Source organism: Acidimicrobiia bacterium (assembly GCA_029210695.1).
Lineage (GTDB): Bacteria > Actinomycetota > Acidimicrobiia > Spongiisociales > JAHEDJ01 > JAHEDJ01.
Genome location: JARGFH010000075.1, coordinates 1 through 15,279, shown reverse-complemented (window position 1 = coordinate 15,279; position 15,279 = coordinate 1). Strand labels below are relative to the sequence as shown.

The window sequence follows — 15,279 nt, the reverse complement described above, 5'->3', positions numbered from 1 at the left end:
CACCACCAGCGACAAGACGCTCACACTCCGACATCGCGGAGAAGACCTGGCACGCCTGCCCTACCCGATCAACAAGCCCATCGTCGAACCCTTCCACCCGCCCCAACCCACCAGCATCTACCACCACGCATAGGAACAATCTCCTGGCGGACATAGACGCGCTACACAACAGGCACGATGTCCTGGCGGACTGCCCCTATGGCCTATGACCAAAGGCTCATACCCCACGGCCTCTTGCTTGCTCCGGCTAGAGCCGGGCCCGCGCCTTCGCTCTGACGTACGCCCCCACACACGCTGCACTGAGTTGCTCTACCGGTGTCTCGATGACGTCTGCCCCGACCCTGCGGATTGCAGTGACGGCACCCGTCCGGGCATCGAGCATGTCGAGTGCAACCGTGGTGCGGTGGAGGTCGTGGACGCCGGCCGGATCGGTGCGAATCGCCGCGTCGATGTCGGGATCGCGCGGCGTCCCGACCGCGATTGCGTGCCGCCGGGCCATAATCGCGATGGCCTCGGCCAGCGGTTGGGCGGCAGCCGGTTCGATCAGGTCGGTGAGCACCAGGACGAATGCTCGTTTGCCGGAGTCGATGGTGCGGAAAGCCAGTTCGTAGTCGGACTCGGCCGGGGAGGGCTCGATGTCGTAGATGGCACGGACCACCGCCGCCCCACCGTTGCGGCGAGGTCTGAGATGGAGGCGGATTCCGTCGTCGAAGACGATCACGCCGCACCGATCGCCGATCTCGTCGGCAACTGCGGCAATTGCCGCCACCACATCGACGGCTGCGTCGAGGCGGGTACGTCCGGCGATCGGGGCGCCCATCAGCCGGCCGGCATCGACGACGCACATCACCTCGCGGTCCTGTTCGACTCGCCACTGATTGCTCATGGGTCGGCCGAGCCTGGCGGACGCTCGCCAGTTCACCTGTCTGATGTCGTCGTCGGGTTGGTAATCCCTGATCGACTCGAACTCGGTGCCGAGCCCGAGCGGTCCGCGCGAACGCTTTCCTTCCTCCTGGAGCCGGCCGTGGCGGACGGCGATGGCCAGGCGCCGCGCCGCCGGCATGTCGGGATAGACCTGTACCGTCGCGGCCGGTCCCGTTCGATGGTGGACGGCTGCCAGGCCGAGAGGACCGACCAGTCGAACGGCAGGCTGGGGGAGTTCGTGTTCGCCCCGGCGGTTGGCGGTGACGGACGAAACCAACCGATCGTTGGCTTCGCGAGGTTCGAGCAGGAGATCGGGTGGGGCCGGCTGCCGGATCCGGATCCGGCCGGGACCGGGTTCTGCGTGGATGGTTAGCGTTTCAGGGACACCGCGCGACAGGATGTTGGGAAAAGTGCGCAGGATCGTGGGGACCCGGCGCAGGCGGCGGGCGTCGATCACAACGGCAACGCCGACGGCAACGGCGGCCAGGGCGGCGATCGGGCCGGGAATCAACAGCGCGCCTGCGGCGATGATGGCGAGGAGCGCGGCCGCCCTCGGTGTCGGGCTCACTTGGGTACTGGCACCGCTGCCAGGGCAGCGGCCACGGCGTCGTCGGCGCGATATCGCTCGAGCTCAGCCTCCGGGCGAATGAGCAACCGGTGGCGGAGCACCGACGGGGCCGTCCTATGGATGTCGTCCGGGGTGACGAAGTCGCGGCCGGCAATCCGTGCGAAAGCCCTGGCCGCAGCCAGGAGGTGGACTGCTGCGCGCGGGCTTGCACCGAGTTCGACGGACGGCAATGTCCGGGTGGTGCGGACCAGGGTCGCAACATAGGCGATGATCTCCGGTTCGACGTGGGTTGCATCGATCGTCGTCCGCATGCCGAGGATCTCGTCGGAAGAGGTGATCGTGTTGACATCGACCAGCGTCGCCGGCCTGAGCCCCGCCCGACCCAGGCCGAGCAGCGCCACCTCTTCGGCCTCCGACGGGTAGTCGATGTCGATCTTCATCAGGAACCGGTCGAGTTGCGCTTCCGGGAGCGGGTAGGTGCCCTCATACTCGATCGGATTCTGGGTCGCCACGACCAGGAATGGTGATGGGAGCGGGTGAGTGACACCATCTACGGTGACCTGCTGCTCTTCCATCGCCTCGAGCAAGGCGGCCTGCGTCTTGGGAGGTGTCCGGTTGATCTCATCGGCGAGGAGCACGTTGGTGAAGATCGGTCCTGGACGAAAGGCGAGGTCACCCCTGCTGAGAGTCACGGTTCCGGTGAGGTCGGAGGGGAGCATGTCCGGTGTGAACTGCGCCCGGCGGAATTCCATCCCCAGCGCTCTGGCAGTTGCGTTGGCGAGGAGGGTCTTTCCGGTGCCTGGCACCCCTTCGAGGAGCACATGACCACCGACCACGGTGGCCACGAGGAGCGCGTCGATTGCGGAGTCCTGGCCGACCACGACCTTGCGGATCTCAGCTACCAGTCGATCTCGAAGCGTCTTCACCAAATGCTCCCGGCTCAATCGAAGCAGCCTAGTGAGGGGATCCCCATCGGATGCCTATTGCTCATGGCCTAATGCCTATGGCCTGGCGACGGGGCCAATTGCCAATTGCCAATTGCCTCCCATTTGCTCTCGTTCATCAACTAGCTTGATGCATTCGACGATTCGAGGGGGACCTTCGTTGCTGCGACGCATACTTGCTTTCTGGCGACCACATCGATGGCTCGGGGCAGGACTGATCGCAACGATGTTGCTCAAGACGGTCTTTACCGTCATCCTGGCGCTGAGCATCAAGCTCATCATCGACGGAGTGGTCGGTCAACCCGATATGTCGGTCGGGCTCATCGTTCTGTTGCTGGTCTCCGGGTTTCTGATCTCTGCGGCCGCCAGCGTATTCAATGGCTACCTGGCAGCACGGGCAGGAGCCGACATCCTGGCCGACGTCAGAACGTCCTTGTTCGAGAGACTCCAGGAGCTGTCGATGGGTTTCCATCGCCGGTCGCAGGCCGGTGATCTCCTGGCCCGCTTCTCTTCTGATATCTCCCAGCTCTCCGGCGGGGTCATCAAGCAGCCGATCGTCGGATTGACGAGCGTTGTTGCGCTGGTCTTCTACGTTCCCGTCATGGTTGCTCTCGAACTCCGCCTGGCGTTGCCCGCCATCCTGGCCATGCCCCTCGTCGTGTACCTCGTCAACCGCTACGCACCCGACCCCGATCGCGCCCTCGACGACGAGAAACGGAAGATCGCCGGCGTGTTGAGTGAGGTTTCGGAGAACCTTCGGGCCCAACCGATTATCCGGGCGTTCAGCCTGCACACCTGGTCGGATGCGAGATTTCGGAGCCGAATCGAGGAGCTACACGCCGCCTCCTCTCGTGCAGAATTCCGGATTCAGTTGGTGGCCACGCTCTCCGAGTACTCGGTAGCGCTCGTGCAGGTTGTGATCGTGGGGATGGGCGCCGTTCTCGCGCTCGGGGGGACGCTCGAAGCCGGGACGCTCGCAGCCTTCGTCGCTTTGCTCGTCGAATTCACCTGGGAGACGCAGGTGATCGGACGGGACGTACTCCCGGAGATCAGGAAAGCCTGGAGTGGCGTCCGTCGGATCGATTCTCTGCTGGCAACGGTGCCGGCCGTGATCGGAGACGCGTCCCGTGGCGCGGCCCCTACGCTGGAAACCGCGATCCAGTTCGAGGACGTTCGTTTCAGCTACTCGCCGGATGGTGCACCTCAACTTCACGACGTGAACCTCACCATCGAAGCCGGAACCTATGTCGCGATTGTGGGAGCGAGCGGATCCGGGAAGAGCACGCTGCTGGCGTTGTTGATGCGGTTCTTCGATCCCGACGCAGGTCGCACCACGATCGACTCCGTCGATCTGACCGAAATCGACCCGCTGGAGATGCGCGCAATGATGGGCGTCCTCTTCCAGGAGACGTTCCTATTCAATGTCACACTCGGCGAAAACATCCTGCTCGCCGATCCGGGCGCCAGCACCGATCAGCTCGAGGCGGCGATTGCGGCCGCCGGGCTGAGTGAACTCGTCGAGCGGCTGCCCGCCGGTCTCGACACCGTCGTCGGGGAGAGCGGGAGGCAGCTCTCGGGCGGTCAGGCCCAGCGCATCGGATTGGCCCGCGCCCTCCTGCGACGACCGCCACTTCTGCTACTCGACGAAGCAACCTCAGCGCTCGACCCATCGACGGAAGTCGATGTCGTAGACGCAATCGAGCGACTTCGCCACGGGCGCACAGTCATCATGGTGACCCACCGGCTCCAGACTGCTGTGAATGCAGACCTGATCGTCGTGATGCGCGATGGCACGATCGACGAGACCGGGAGCTTCGATCAACTGGAGAAGGCGGGCGGTACGTTCACCGAGATGTGGAAGAAACAGCAAGGTTTCACCATCAGCCGAGATGGCCGGTCGGCCTCGGTGACGGCCGAGCGGCTGGGCGCAATGGCGCTCTTCTCCGGACTCCCGCACGCCCAACTCGAAAGCCTCGCAGGCCGGTTCGCGGCTGAGCAGTACCACCAGGGGGCGGTCGTGTTCGAGGAGGGCGAGCCGGGCGATCGCTTCTACGTGATTGTGCGAGGCGTGGTCGAGGTGGTGACCGGTGCTGGTGATGGCAGACAGGTCGTTGCTCATCTCGAGGATGGAGACTTCTTCGGCGAGATGGCCCTGCTCGACGACGCTCCCCGCAACGCCACGGTCACGGCGGTCACGCCGACCACGGCCCTCAGTCTCGATTGCCGTCGGTTCGAGGAGTTGCTTACGGATGTGCCCGAAATGGAGCGAGCGGTGCGCCGGGTTGCCGGCGCCCGCGCTCGTGCCAACGGGGCCGTCTGAGCAGGGGCGCCACGGCTAGCGCGTGAGGACCGCTCGCAGTCGCCAGGTGCCGAGAGCGAAGAACACGACGGCGTACCCGGCCAGAATGGCTAGGAACCCGGCGATTTCGGCGAAGCCCCCGTTGTACGCGACGAGTTCTTCGAAGGCCTCCAGCGCCCAGGCATGCGGGGTGATGTGGGCTACTCGCCAGACGGTCGTCGACAGGAATTCCAGGGCGGCCAGGGGAAACATCGCTCCGCCCAATGCCGCCAGGCCGAGTCCGAACATTGTTCCCAGGCTGCCGGCCTGCTGGTCGTTGGAGGCGACCGCACCGAGCAGCATGGCCGCTCCGCTGGACACGATGGCGAACATGACCAGGACGAGGAGTGCCAGCAATGGATTTCCCCAATCGACCCCGAAGATCAGCCATGTGCCGACAAATACGACGATGCCTTGCACGAGGGCGATGGCCAGGCGACTGAGCCCTTCGCCGAACAAGACCGTGCGGACGGAGGTCGGAGTGGAGATCATTCTGCGGGTGACCCCGTATCGTCTGGACTGTACGAGGGCTGCCGCTCCCTGGAGGGTGGTCAGGAAGATGAACAGCACGAGCGTCGTCTGCGACCAGATATCGAACTGCCCGAGGCCCGCCAGGGCGAACGGTTCGCCGGCACTCGTGGCAACGACCTCAACGGGCGGAAGTGAGATCTGGGCCTCGGCGGCCATCGCCAGCGCATCCTCGAAGCTTCCTGCTCCTTGCTGTTCAGCGAAACGAGCGGTCCGCAGCAGCGTCGACTGGCGGGCGACGACAGACCGGATGGCTGTTTCGATGCCCTGGAGTCCGTCTTTGGCCCGGCTCACGTACCGCAGTTCAATGTCGCCGCCTGCTTGCAGGGTCGGGGCGAAGCCGGCCGGGACGATCAAACCTGCTTCGATCTCACCGCGTTCGACGGCGCGAACGGTCGCTGCTTCGGAGTCGAACTCGATGACCACGAACCCCTCGACCGCCTCGAGGCCGTCGAGGAGTCCGGCGGAGAGGTCGTCCGGTGTCTCTGCATTGAAACCGAGTCGCGGGTTGGAGGCCCCGCCCTGCATCGACCCGAGAAGCAAGACGAGGATCACCGGGAACAAGAACGCGGAGAAGATGTTGGACCGGTCCCGGAAGAATCTCCGCAGACTGACCGCGGCGATCGCGACGGCTTTCATGGTCGCAACCCCTTTCCTATCCCCGCCATACCCATAGCCCCCGTCACCAGGCCGAAGGCGAGCAGCACCAGCACCGGCACCACGACGGCGCCGAGATCGCCGGCGCTCAGATCGGCCAGTCCCTGCATGAACCATCCGTGCGGCGAGACGAATCGGAGGTCGGCGACGATCCCGCCGGCCTGGGCGACGTCGAAAAAGGTCCCTCCGAGAAATCCGAGGATGACGCCTGCCACCGTCACCATCGAAGTTGCCTGTTCCGCCGTGCGAGCGAACGAACTGATGAGGGCGGTGATGCCCATCGCAGACAGCACCGCCGCCACCACCAGCAGAGCGACCCCGACCGGGTTGCCCCAGTCGGCCTCGAGCACGAGCGTGGTGGTGATCATCAGCACTGTCACGCTGACTATCCCGACCAGGAAGGCGCTGATCAGCTTGCCGGTGATGATCGATCGCCTGGAGATCGGTGCTGCGAGAAGCCTCGACAGGGTGCCGGCCTGGCGCTCTTCCAGGAGGCTGGTGACTCCGAACTGCACCGAGAAGAAAAGGAAGAACATCGCCATCCCCGCTGCGTAGAAGGTGATGCCATCGAGTTGCCTGGTCTCGGCGGAGATGTCGGTGATGGTGGTCGGGTAGGGGGTGGCCAGGACTGCCAGGCCGGTGGTGAATCGGTCTACTTCGTGTTGCAGCAGCCCTTCGACCGTCGCCACGGTGATCCGCACCGAGGTGAGTTCGCTCGCGTAGCCCTGGGCGAGGGCGACCGCGATACCGGCGTTGGACTCCGCCATCGCGTTACCGACCACCTGCAGATCGACTTCGCGCTCCGATTGCACATCCGCCCCGAATCCGCGGGGAATGATGAACAGGGCGTCGGCAGTCGTTCCCTCGGTCTCCGCGAACGGGTTCCCATCGCTGTCGACCAGCGCCAAACCTTCCTCGGGTGTGGCGAGCTGAAGCACCTCGACTCCAGGAGCCTGCCGCAGGACGTCGTCGACGAACAGGCGGCTGACCTCACTGCCGTCGAGGTCGACTGCGGCATAGGTAGCGCTGAATTCGTAGTTCTTCAGTGGATTGAGGGCGAACCCGAAGATCAGAGCCAGCGCCAGCGGGGCGACAATACCCATGATGTAGGCGGAGCGGTCGCGGAGTCGTTCTTTCAGGTCCTTAGTGGCGATGGTCCAGGCGGTGCTCATGATTCACTCCCGCAACGCCCGGCCGGTGAGGTGGAGGAAGAGGGCTTCCAGATTGGCGGTATCGACATCGACTCCGGCGACGGACACTCCTGTGCTGGTGGCTGCCGCCAGGATCTCAGGGAGCCGGTTGTGGGCTGCTCTGACGATGAGATCGATGCCGTCGGCAGTGACGGCACTCTCATCGACATCGGTGAGAGCGCCGAGGACGGCTGCTCCGGCGGTGAGATTCCCGGTCGCCACGAGGCGAACCCGGTCGCGCTGGCCGACCAGTTGCACGAGTTCCTGCTGCGTTCCCTCCGCCCGGATGGTCCCGTGATCGATGATCCCGATCCGGTCGCAGAGGCGTTCTGCCTCTTCCATGTAATGGGTTGTGTAGAGAACGGCCATCCCTTGCTCACCCAGTCGTTCGACACTCTCGAGGATGGCGTTGCGGCTTTGCGGGTCAACCCCCACCGTCGGTTCGTCGAGGATGAGGAGGGTCGGACGGTGCAGCAACCCGATGCCGATGTTGAGGCGTCGCTTCATCCCGCCCGAGTACTCCTCGGACCGATCCCCGGCCCGATCGCGCAGTTCGATGATGTCGAGTACCTCGTCGACCCGTTGGTTCAATTCGGCTCCTCGCATCCCGTAGAGCTTGCCGAAGAAACGAAGGTTCTCGCGAGCGTCGAGGTCGGGGTAGATGGCGAGATCCTGGGGAACCAGACCGACGTGCCGTTTGGCGGCCGTCGATTGCGGGTCCATGACTTCACCGGCGACCAACACCTCGCCTGCGTCTCTTTCGAGAAGTCCGGCGATGATCGAGATCGTGGTGGTCTTGCCCGCCCCGTTGGGTCCGAGCAATCCGTAGGTCTCCCCGGGGGCGATGTGAAATCCAACCCCATCGACCGCCACCAGATCGCCGAATGTCTTCCGGATTCCGCTGCACTCCAGCACGAAACCAGTCAATGTGGTCGAGATCATCGCCACCTCCCGTTCAGTACAGGGTGACCGCTGGGGGAGGTTCGCTTTAGGGTCGTTGGTCACATTCGCGCTGGGTGGGTGAGTTGTGACCTTCCGCGCGGCGGCCTAATCCGTCGAAGGGCGCTCGTTCCTGGTCAGCCGGGCAAGGACCCTCCCCGAGGTGATCAGCGCTGCCTCGTCATGGGAGGAGCGGATGATCGAAGCGATTTCGTCGTCGTTGAGCTCCAGACGGCGAGCGGCCGCGATAATTCCGTCTGTGGTGGCATCGGGCGACAAACCACCCCGGGCGGCGATCAACCGGCGGGCGGCCGCCCGGATCGGTGCGGTGGCAACGTCCGGCCGGCCGGTCCGAACCAGCGAACCCGCCAGAGCGTCGAGGTACTCGCGACGAGCCGGGGCGAAAACGCGGTCTGGCTCTTCTGGTGGTCCGAATCGTCGACCGATCGCAATGAGGTAGGTGAGGAGGGCGGCCAGGCCCAGGCCCATGGCCCATAGCCACGAGTCCGGCAGGGCGGTGAGCCCTTCTTCGTCTGTGTACCCGTGGACGTATTCGGAGAACACCACCGGCCGGCCATCTTCGCCTGCGATCCCCAGTGCAAATGAGGCGTTGTCCGCCGTTCCGATCGCCGCGTTGGTTAGGGCTGTGGTGTCGGCCAGCAGGATGATCCGGCCGGAGCCCATGTCCAGGGCGGCCGCCGTGACGTCACCGTCTCCGTCTGCCAGGAGCGGGATGGCTCCAGACGGCAGGCCACGCCATGCTCCGATGCTGTTGACAGCCACTGATCCGACGTACCCCGTTTCGGGGGCGGGGTCGACGGGCCGTGCGGTGCCGGCCGGGGATGGCGACCAGGTGAGCTCGTTGCCTGCGATCTCACGCAGCCAATCGGGCAGAGCGCCCCCGGCAATCAGACGTCCGCCGGATTCGACGAAGGCGGTGAGCGCCTCCAGCCCGGCCGAATCGATCCGGTCCGGGAAGGGTTCGATGACGACAACGGTGGTGGCGGAATCGAGATCGGGGCGCGGAGACCTGGCGCGACTGACGGGATGACCGGTGCGGTCGAGGAGTTCGTACCAGGCGGCCACCCCCTCGCCGGTCGTCACATACGAGGAGGCCGCCGGACCGGCGATCTGCTCAGTGTCTACTAGTGCGTCGGTGAGGATGACCCCGAGGTTGATGACCAGGATGATGGTGACGATGAGGGCGACGCGGCCCTTGCCGATCATCGGGGTTCTCCGAGTAGCTCCTGCCAGCTGCGCTTTGCCGTGGTCACTTCGTCCGGACCGGCGGGGCGATGCCCGTAGGCGATGGAGTCGAAACTCCCGGCGATGTGATCGAAGACCGCCAGGCGCAGCCGGTCGGCTACCTCTCCGCTGGTGAGCGATGGTCGGTACTCGATGACTCCCCGGTCACCCAGTCGGATCAGGCCTGCCTGGTAGTACAGGCGGACCGCGTCCTCGTTACGCCCCTCGGTCAACGCCACCTCAGCCTGCTGTTCAAGAGCCTCGGGGGTTTCCGTCGGCACAGCCTCCTCGTGTTGGCGGCGGGCAACCGCCTCTGCTTCAGATCTTCTCCGGGCCAGTCGTGAGGCGACGACGGCGGCGATCACGATGATGAGCACCGTGACGATCGTCCAGAACACGAATCTGCCTCCCGCCGAATCGTCCCCAACGCCGAGGACGACCCGGTTGAACCAGTTGATGGCCTGCTGGACGAAGCCGGTCAGGGCGCGTCCCAGTTTTGTGAAGATGGTTTCGTTCCGGCGCGAGGTGAAGCGGGGGTCGGTGAGGATGTCATTGACGATGCGGCGAGCGTCCTCGGCGGGGAGGCCGAAGCCGTCTGCGGACTGGGCGGTCGCACCGGCTCCGGTCGCCAGGAGTCCGAACGCGGCCAGGCCGGCGACGGCTCCCGCCACTATCCGCCGTCGGTAGGTCCGCGGTCCCACGGGGATCCGCCCGGCGTCGGGGGCGGCGGCTGGGTTGGTCCTTCTGGAGAAGGAGAAAGGGGAGGTTGGGCACTCCAGCGCGACGGGTCGGACGGCGGAGCGGCCGGAGGGGCAGTCCAGCCGGCCGGTGGTGTGGCGGCGGTGCCCGCCCAGTCCGATCCGATCGAACGGGCGAGGAGTTCGAGATCGAACCCTTCCTTGCGGACTCTGAGGTCGAAGTAGAGGACGGCAGTGATGGCGGCCGCGAACGGCAGGAGCACGAGGTCGGTCAGGATCGACTGGAGCGTGTCGACCACTGCAGTGAGGACGATGTTGTCTGGGGCCGCGAAGAACACGATGCCCGAACCGATGCCCGTCACGGCTCCGATTACCGAGCGGATGATCGCCACCAGGATGATCACGCCGAACACCGGCCACCAGCGGCCACGGATCAATCGCATTGAGCGGCCGAGGGCCTCCGCCGCGCCCGACCGCTCGACCATGATGGCCGGTACGGCGACCGTCCACGAGATTCCCAGCCACACCGCGATCAGACTGCCGGCCAGGATGGCGAGGATACCGACGAGCACGGCGATAGCTGAAGCCCCACCATCGCTGGCGGCCCCGAATGCCAGCATGACGATAGGTAAGACGAAGATCGCACCGATGGCCAGCACCTGGAGGATCGTGTTCCCGATCAGAGTCCCGAGGCGTTGGATTGCCAGCGCAATCGAGGAAGTTCGATCGGGCTGAATGCCCATGTAACCGTCTGCGACGGCGCGTAGCGCGGCCGCGTTGACGACCAGCAGAGCCAGCAGGCTGATGAGCCCCGAGAGGATGGCAACACCGATCAGGGAGAAGATGAAGGTCGGGTCGAAGTCGGTGGCCGTGAAGTCGAGGTCGTCCAGGTTGCCGACCTGCTGGGCTGCCACGAGGGTCAGGCCGAAGGTGAGGATGTGGAGCGGGATGACGATGGTGGCCGTGATGCCGAACAACACCCGCCAGTTGCGGCGGTAGATCTTGATCCCGGCGTCGATGATCTCGCCGATCGCCAGGGGTCGGAGCATCGGTGGCTGCGTCATGGCCGCAACCATAGTGAACGAGAGCCGGATGGCGGTCTCTCTCCAGCTGAACCGGCCGGCGCCAAGCATGCCGGTAGACGTGGGTGGATAGGAGGGCCCGCTACCAGGTCAACTCGTCGGAGATGTCCCGGTACGGCTTCCAGCGATTGAGCTTGGCTGCTGTGCGACGGGCGCGGTTGGCGAGGTCGCGCCAGAGTTGCGCACTTCCGGGGCGGCTCAGCGCCAGTTCTTCCCACCGGGCGGCGGCCGACCGGTAGGTTGATTCGAGCGCTTCTCGTGCACCCGGGTAGGTGTCCCACCCTCGGGGTAGAGCGCGTCCGATCACCGGTTTGTGGAAAACCCCGGTGAGGTATCCGTTCAGGAGCACAGCACCGCTCCACACCGACAGCATGACCTGCTCGAAGGGGACGTCCATATCGAGTGGCCCGTATCCGTCGAAGCCGGGAACGACCAGACCTTCGGTGCCTGATAGTGCGGGTGCGGGCCGGAGCCGTTCGGCCAGGTCCAGCAATGCCCTTCTTGCGGTCATGGCATCGTCGAACGCCGTCGGATACTGGTGAGCTACGGCGTCGAGCCATGGGATGGCCCAATGCAGTATCCGGTCGCCGAGCAGGAAGCGGCGATCTTGGTAGGCACGCGTCGCCAGGTGGCCGCGGTCGGTTGCCCATGCCTCGGATTCGGCCCTGGCCAGCGCCGCCCCGAACCGGGCCAGATCGGAGAGGTCGCCGCTGGAAATCTCGTACTTCCAGGAATGGGCTCGTTCGGCGAGTTCACCGGCGGGGTTGAAGAGCGCCACAACGGCGGCCTCGGTGGGCGGCAGGTCGACGAGCGCCGAACGCTGCCGGCCGGGGTGCCAGGCCCGGGCGATCGCCATCCACTCGGCCGCCTCTGCGGCCGCCGCCGCGGACGCATTAGGGGTGGTCGAGGTGGGTGAGGTAGTCATCAGTTCATACGGTAACGGAGGCCTGCCACTGTGCGTGGCTTTGGCGAAGTCTGTATTTGGGAGCCCCCTCTGCCTCGGAGACTCGGCATCTCCCCCGCTGCGCGGGGGAGAAACGCGGGGGGACGCCGGTGTCGTGCATGTGTTCTCCCCTCAGGGTTCCGTGGGGGGAGTGGTGGCCGGCTGTTGCCGGCCGGCGAGGGGGGTTGTTTGCGTGCCTGCTCTGCCTCGAGGTCGCGCCCGATGCTCAGCGCCTATCACCTACTGCCACAACCTATTACCTATTACCTATCATCTACTACCTCGTACCTATGACCCCTTCAGGCCCGATAAGCCTCGGGGGTAGGTTTGACCGGTCGGTCGAGCCACATCGGTCGGCGGGTGCCGTCCGGGCCGGGGCCCGGCTTGGTCTTGGCCAGCCATTCCTTGTAGACCGCGAAGCTCTTGGCGGTGTCGACGACGACGTCGCCGTATTGGTCGCCGGGTTCTGCCTTCGTGATCCGCACCCGCTGGTGCCAGGCATGCATGCCGGAAACGGGGTCGGCGTGAGTGGGGAAGGTCAAGTTCTGGTGGACGCCGGCATCCTTCCACCAGATGCGCTCCGAGTCAGGATCGTCCGACGCGAACGGCTCGATGCCTCGCTTCTGGCGCATCATCCACGTGCTGTCGCCGGTTTTGGTGATGTCCACCAGGGCAGACGCCCAGCGTTCGTTGCCCATGGTTTCGGAGAGTCGCCATCGACCCAGGTGGTGGCTGGCGGCCACCACTCCCGGCCGGATGCCTTCGGTTCGCCAGGCGCGGATCACGAAATGGCCGCTGTCGGTATTGATGCGCACCAGGTCACCGGTATGGAGGCCGAGAGCGTCGGCGTCGATCGGGTTGACCCACAGCGGGTGACCGTGGCTGATCTCGTAGAGGTACTTGGCGTTGCCCGATCGGGTGTGGATCAGGGTCGGCAGCCTGAAAATTGGCAGGAGGATCCGCTCGTTGCCGGCCATATCGAGATCACGCCAGTACACGTGCGTCTTCAGGTAGGTGGGAATGGCAGCATCGGGCCACCCCCACTCGTGCATGGTCTTCGACCACCACTCGAGTTTCTTCGACGGGGACTTGAACCCGGTGACCACGTCGTTCTGGACCCGCACGCCTACCACCTCGCCGTCCTTGCGGGCGAGACCGTCCATTCCGACTTCGTGGGCATCGACGGGTCGTTCATGGACCTTGTAGATGTCCTTCTCCACTTCGACGGCGCCGTATTTGCGCATGTACTCGAGCGGCGTGATGCCCTCGGCGCCCGCTTTCTCGGGAAGGCCCGGCACCGAGTTGTCGAACATCCACCCGTAGTACTCGTCGACCGATACGGGGCGGTCGGGATCGTTGGGCGACTGGAACCACTGCTTTATTCCGAGCGATCCGTCGGGGTCTATTCGCCACGAGAGATCGAACCAGAATTCGTTCTCTTCCCATACCTCTCCGGGGTTCGCCTCGTAGGTGCGAGCAAAGACCTTTCCGTCCCGCTCGCCGGCGACCCGGAGCACCGGTTGGCGGAATCCAAGCCATTGGCCGGCGTGCGTCTCATACGAGTGTGTGTCGTGGCGTTCGGCTCCGACTCCCATCGGCAGGACGTAGTCGGCAAACCAGGCGGTCTCCGACCAGGTCGGCGTCAGGGCGACGTGCAGGCCCACTTTGGCTTCATCCGTGAGAACTTCCATCCAGCTGAACCCGTCCGGGTTGGTCCAGATCGGGTTGTAGACCCTGGTGAAGTACACGTCGAGCTTGGCGCGTTCCTCTTTGAGGAAGTAGGGAAGCAAGATACTCAGTTCGTGGTGGGCGAGGGGATACTCGGGTGGCCAGAGCAGTTCGTTCCACCTGTTGTGGGTGGGCGGCATGTTCCAGTGCCTGGGCTTGAACTTGTCCCAGGCGCTCGGCGATGTTCCGCCCTTCGTGCCAACCGAGCCGGTCAGCACGTGGAGGAACCAGAGCGTTCGCGCCACTTGCCATCCACCTTCGTTGCCGGAACCGGCCGAACGCCAGGTGTGGCTGGCGAACCGGTGTCCGGCGTCTGCGATTCCCCTGGCGACCTCTTCAATTCGCCACCGGTCGACACCCGACTCCTCCGCCGCCCACTCGAGCGTGTAGGAGGCATAGGTCTCCTTGAGCACGTCGATGAACTCGTCGAACGTGTTCGGTCGGTCGGGGTACTGCTCGGAAAGGGTCTGTTCCCAGTTGACCCACCTCTCTATAAACGGACGATCGATGGCGTCCCACTCGAGCAGTAGCCGGGCGATGGCCAGCAGCATGGCCGCCTCGGTGCCGGGATACGGTGACAGCCAGACGTCCGACATCGACGCCGTGTTGGAGAGGCGCGGGTCGATGGTGGCGAGCTTCGCTCCTGCCTGCTTTCCTTCCATGATCCGCTGGGCGTGCGGGTTGAAGTAGTGGCCGGTTTCGAGGTGGGCGGACAGCAGCAAGATGAACCGGGCGTTGGCGAAGTCGGCCGATGGTCGATCGTGGCCCATCCACATGGCGTAGCCAACCCGTGCCCCCGATGAGCAGATGTTGGTATGCGAGTTGTGGCCGTCGACGCCCCATGCCTTCAGGGTGCGGTCCATGAAGCCGTCCTCACCGGGCCGCCCGACGTGGTACATGATCTCGTCGTTGCGACCTTCCTGGATGGCCTTCCGCATCCGTCCGCCGATGTCGTCGAGGGCTTCTTCCCACGACACCCGCTCCCACTCACCAGAACCTCGCGCTCCCTTGCGGCGAAGGGGATACAAGATGCGTTCCGGGTCGTAGACCTGGTTGATGGTGGCCGGACCTTTGGCGCAGTTGCGTCCGCGGGAGCCCGGGTGGGCCGGGTTGCCCTCGAAGCGGCGGATCTCGCCTGTGGCCTTGTCGATGACGGCTAGGAGGCCGCAGGCCGACTCGCAGTTGAAGCAGGTGGTCGGCACCATTCGTACGTTGTGCTTGACCTTGTCGGGCCAGGCCTGCGCGTCGTACTCTTCCCAATCGTCCCAGCGTTCGGGTGGAGGGAAGTTGGTGAGTTGACTTCCGGGGAGAAGCCGGGGGATCTCGAGGTCTGGCTCTCGATGTGTCGTCATGTGATCTCTTTTCTAGGTGGCTGCCGAAAAAGTTGGTGGTTGTGGGTCGGGGGTGCTCGCGTTCGGGGTCGTTTTCGGTCACACTGGAGCCATGATCTTCTTTGGAGCTTGCGATGCTTGGTACTGCTGATCGTCAGGGGAGT

At 64.9% G+C, this 15,279-nt stretch carries 11 protein-coding genes; 1 reads left to right on the top strand and 10 read right to left on the bottom strand.

Annotation, left to right across the window (positions count from 1 at the left end):
- Nucleotides 1-247 precede the first annotated feature (247 nt).
- Both P1T08_16525 and P1T08_16520 read right to left on the bottom strand, forming a co-directional pair.
- Nucleotides 248-1,492: a DUF58 domain-containing protein gene (locus P1T08_16525; GenBank protein ID MDF1597686.1), complete on the bottom strand. Its 1,245-nt coding sequence runs from the start codon at nucleotides 1,490-1,492 to the stop codon at nucleotides 248-250.
- Complete coding sequence (locus P1T08_16520; protein ID MDF1597685.1) at nucleotides 1,489-2,418, bottom strand: MoxR family ATPase; 930 nt, start codon at nucleotides 2,416-2,418, stop codon at nucleotides 1,489-1,491. The genes P1T08_16525 and P1T08_16520 overlap by 4 nt, the downstream gene beginning before the upstream one ends.
- A gap of 178 nt (nucleotides 2,419-2,596) precedes the next feature.
- Here P1T08_16520 and P1T08_16515 point away from each other — a divergent pair, with 178 nt between their 5' ends.
- A complete protein-coding gene (locus P1T08_16515) occupies nucleotides 2,597-4,756 on the top strand; it encodes an ATP-binding cassette domain-containing protein (protein ID MDF1597684.1) in 2,160 nt (719 codons plus the stop codon).
- 15 nt (nucleotides 4,757-4,771) lie between these two features.
- Here P1T08_16515 and P1T08_16510 read toward each other — a convergent pair whose 3' ends face one another.
- The 8 genes from P1T08_16510 to P1T08_16475 form a co-directional block, all read right to left on the bottom strand.
- Nucleotides 4,772-5,941, bottom strand: coding sequence for an ABC transporter permease (locus tag P1T08_16510; GenBank protein MDF1597683.1), 1,170 nt, complete (start codon nucleotides 5,939-5,941; stop codon nucleotides 4,772-4,774).
- Nucleotides 5,938-7,131, bottom strand: a complete 1,194-nt coding sequence (locus P1T08_16505; protein MDF1597682.1) for an ABC transporter permease — start codon at nucleotides 7,129-7,131, stop codon at nucleotides 5,938-5,940. The genes P1T08_16510 and P1T08_16505 overlap by 4 nt, the downstream gene beginning before the upstream one ends.
- A gap of 3 nt (nucleotides 7,132-7,134) precedes the next feature.
- Nucleotides 7,135-8,091, bottom strand: a complete 957-nt coding sequence (locus P1T08_16500; GenBank protein ID MDF1597681.1) for an ABC transporter ATP-binding protein — start codon at nucleotides 8,089-8,091, stop codon at nucleotides 7,135-7,137.
- A 105-nt stretch (nucleotides 8,092-8,196) separates the two neighbouring features.
- The gene (locus tag P1T08_16495; GenBank protein MDF1597680.1) at nucleotides 8,197-9,315 is read right to left on the bottom strand and encodes a DUF4350 domain-containing protein; all 1,119 of its coding nucleotides are present in this window, start codon (nucleotides 9,313-9,315) and stop codon (nucleotides 8,197-8,199) included.
- The gene (locus P1T08_16490) at nucleotides 9,312-10,004 is read right to left on the bottom strand and encodes a DUF4129 domain-containing protein (protein ID MDF1597679.1); all 693 of its coding nucleotides are present in this window, start codon (nucleotides 10,002-10,004) and stop codon (nucleotides 9,312-9,314) included. Before P1T08_16490 ends, P1T08_16495 begins: the two co-directional genes overlap by 4 nt.
- Nucleotides 10,004-11,095, bottom strand: a complete 1,092-nt coding sequence (locus P1T08_16485; protein ID MDF1597678.1) for a glycerophosphoryl diester phosphodiesterase membrane domain-containing protein — start codon at nucleotides 11,093-11,095, stop codon at nucleotides 10,004-10,006. Before P1T08_16485 ends, P1T08_16490 begins: the two co-directional genes overlap by 1 nt.
- Before the next feature lie 100 nt (nucleotides 11,096-11,195).
- Complete coding sequence (locus tag P1T08_16480) at nucleotides 11,196-12,038, bottom strand: hypothetical protein (GenBank protein MDF1597677.1); 843 nt, start codon at nucleotides 12,036-12,038, stop codon at nucleotides 11,196-11,198.
- 317 nt (nucleotides 12,039-12,355) lie between these two features.
- Complete coding sequence (locus tag P1T08_16475) at nucleotides 12,356-15,136, bottom strand: molybdopterin-dependent oxidoreductase (protein MDF1597676.1); 2,781 nt, start codon at nucleotides 15,134-15,136, stop codon at nucleotides 12,356-12,358.
- Nucleotides 15,137-15,279: the final 143 nt, after the last annotated feature.

Excerpts from the sequence above, each read along its gene's own strand:
- P1T08_16475 (MDF1597676.1), bottom strand. The coding sequence starts at position 15,136 with ATGACGACACATCGAGAGCCAGACCTCGAGATCCCCCGGCTTCTCCCC.
- P1T08_16505 (MDF1597682.1), bottom strand. The coding sequence starts at position 7,131 with ATGAGCACCGCCTGGACCATCGCCACTAAGGACCTGAAAGAACGACTC.
- P1T08_16480 (MDF1597677.1), bottom strand. The coding sequence starts at position 12,038 with ATGACTACCTCACCCACCTCGACCACCCCTAATGCGTCCGCGGCGGCG.
- P1T08_16500 (MDF1597681.1), bottom strand. The coding sequence starts at position 8,091 with ATGATCTCGACCACATTGACTGGTTTCGTGCTGGAGTGCAGCGGAATC.
- P1T08_16495 (MDF1597680.1), bottom strand. The coding sequence starts at position 9,315 with ATGATCGGCAAGGGCCGCGTCGCCCTCATCGTCACCATCATCCTGGTC.
- P1T08_16510 (MDF1597683.1), bottom strand. The coding sequence starts at position 5,941 with ATGAAAGCCGTCGCGATCGCCGCGGTCAGTCTGCGGAGATTCTTCCGG.
- P1T08_16485 (MDF1597678.1), bottom strand. The coding sequence starts at position 11,095 with ATGACGCAGCCACCGATGCTCCGACCCCTGGCGATCGGCGAGATCATC.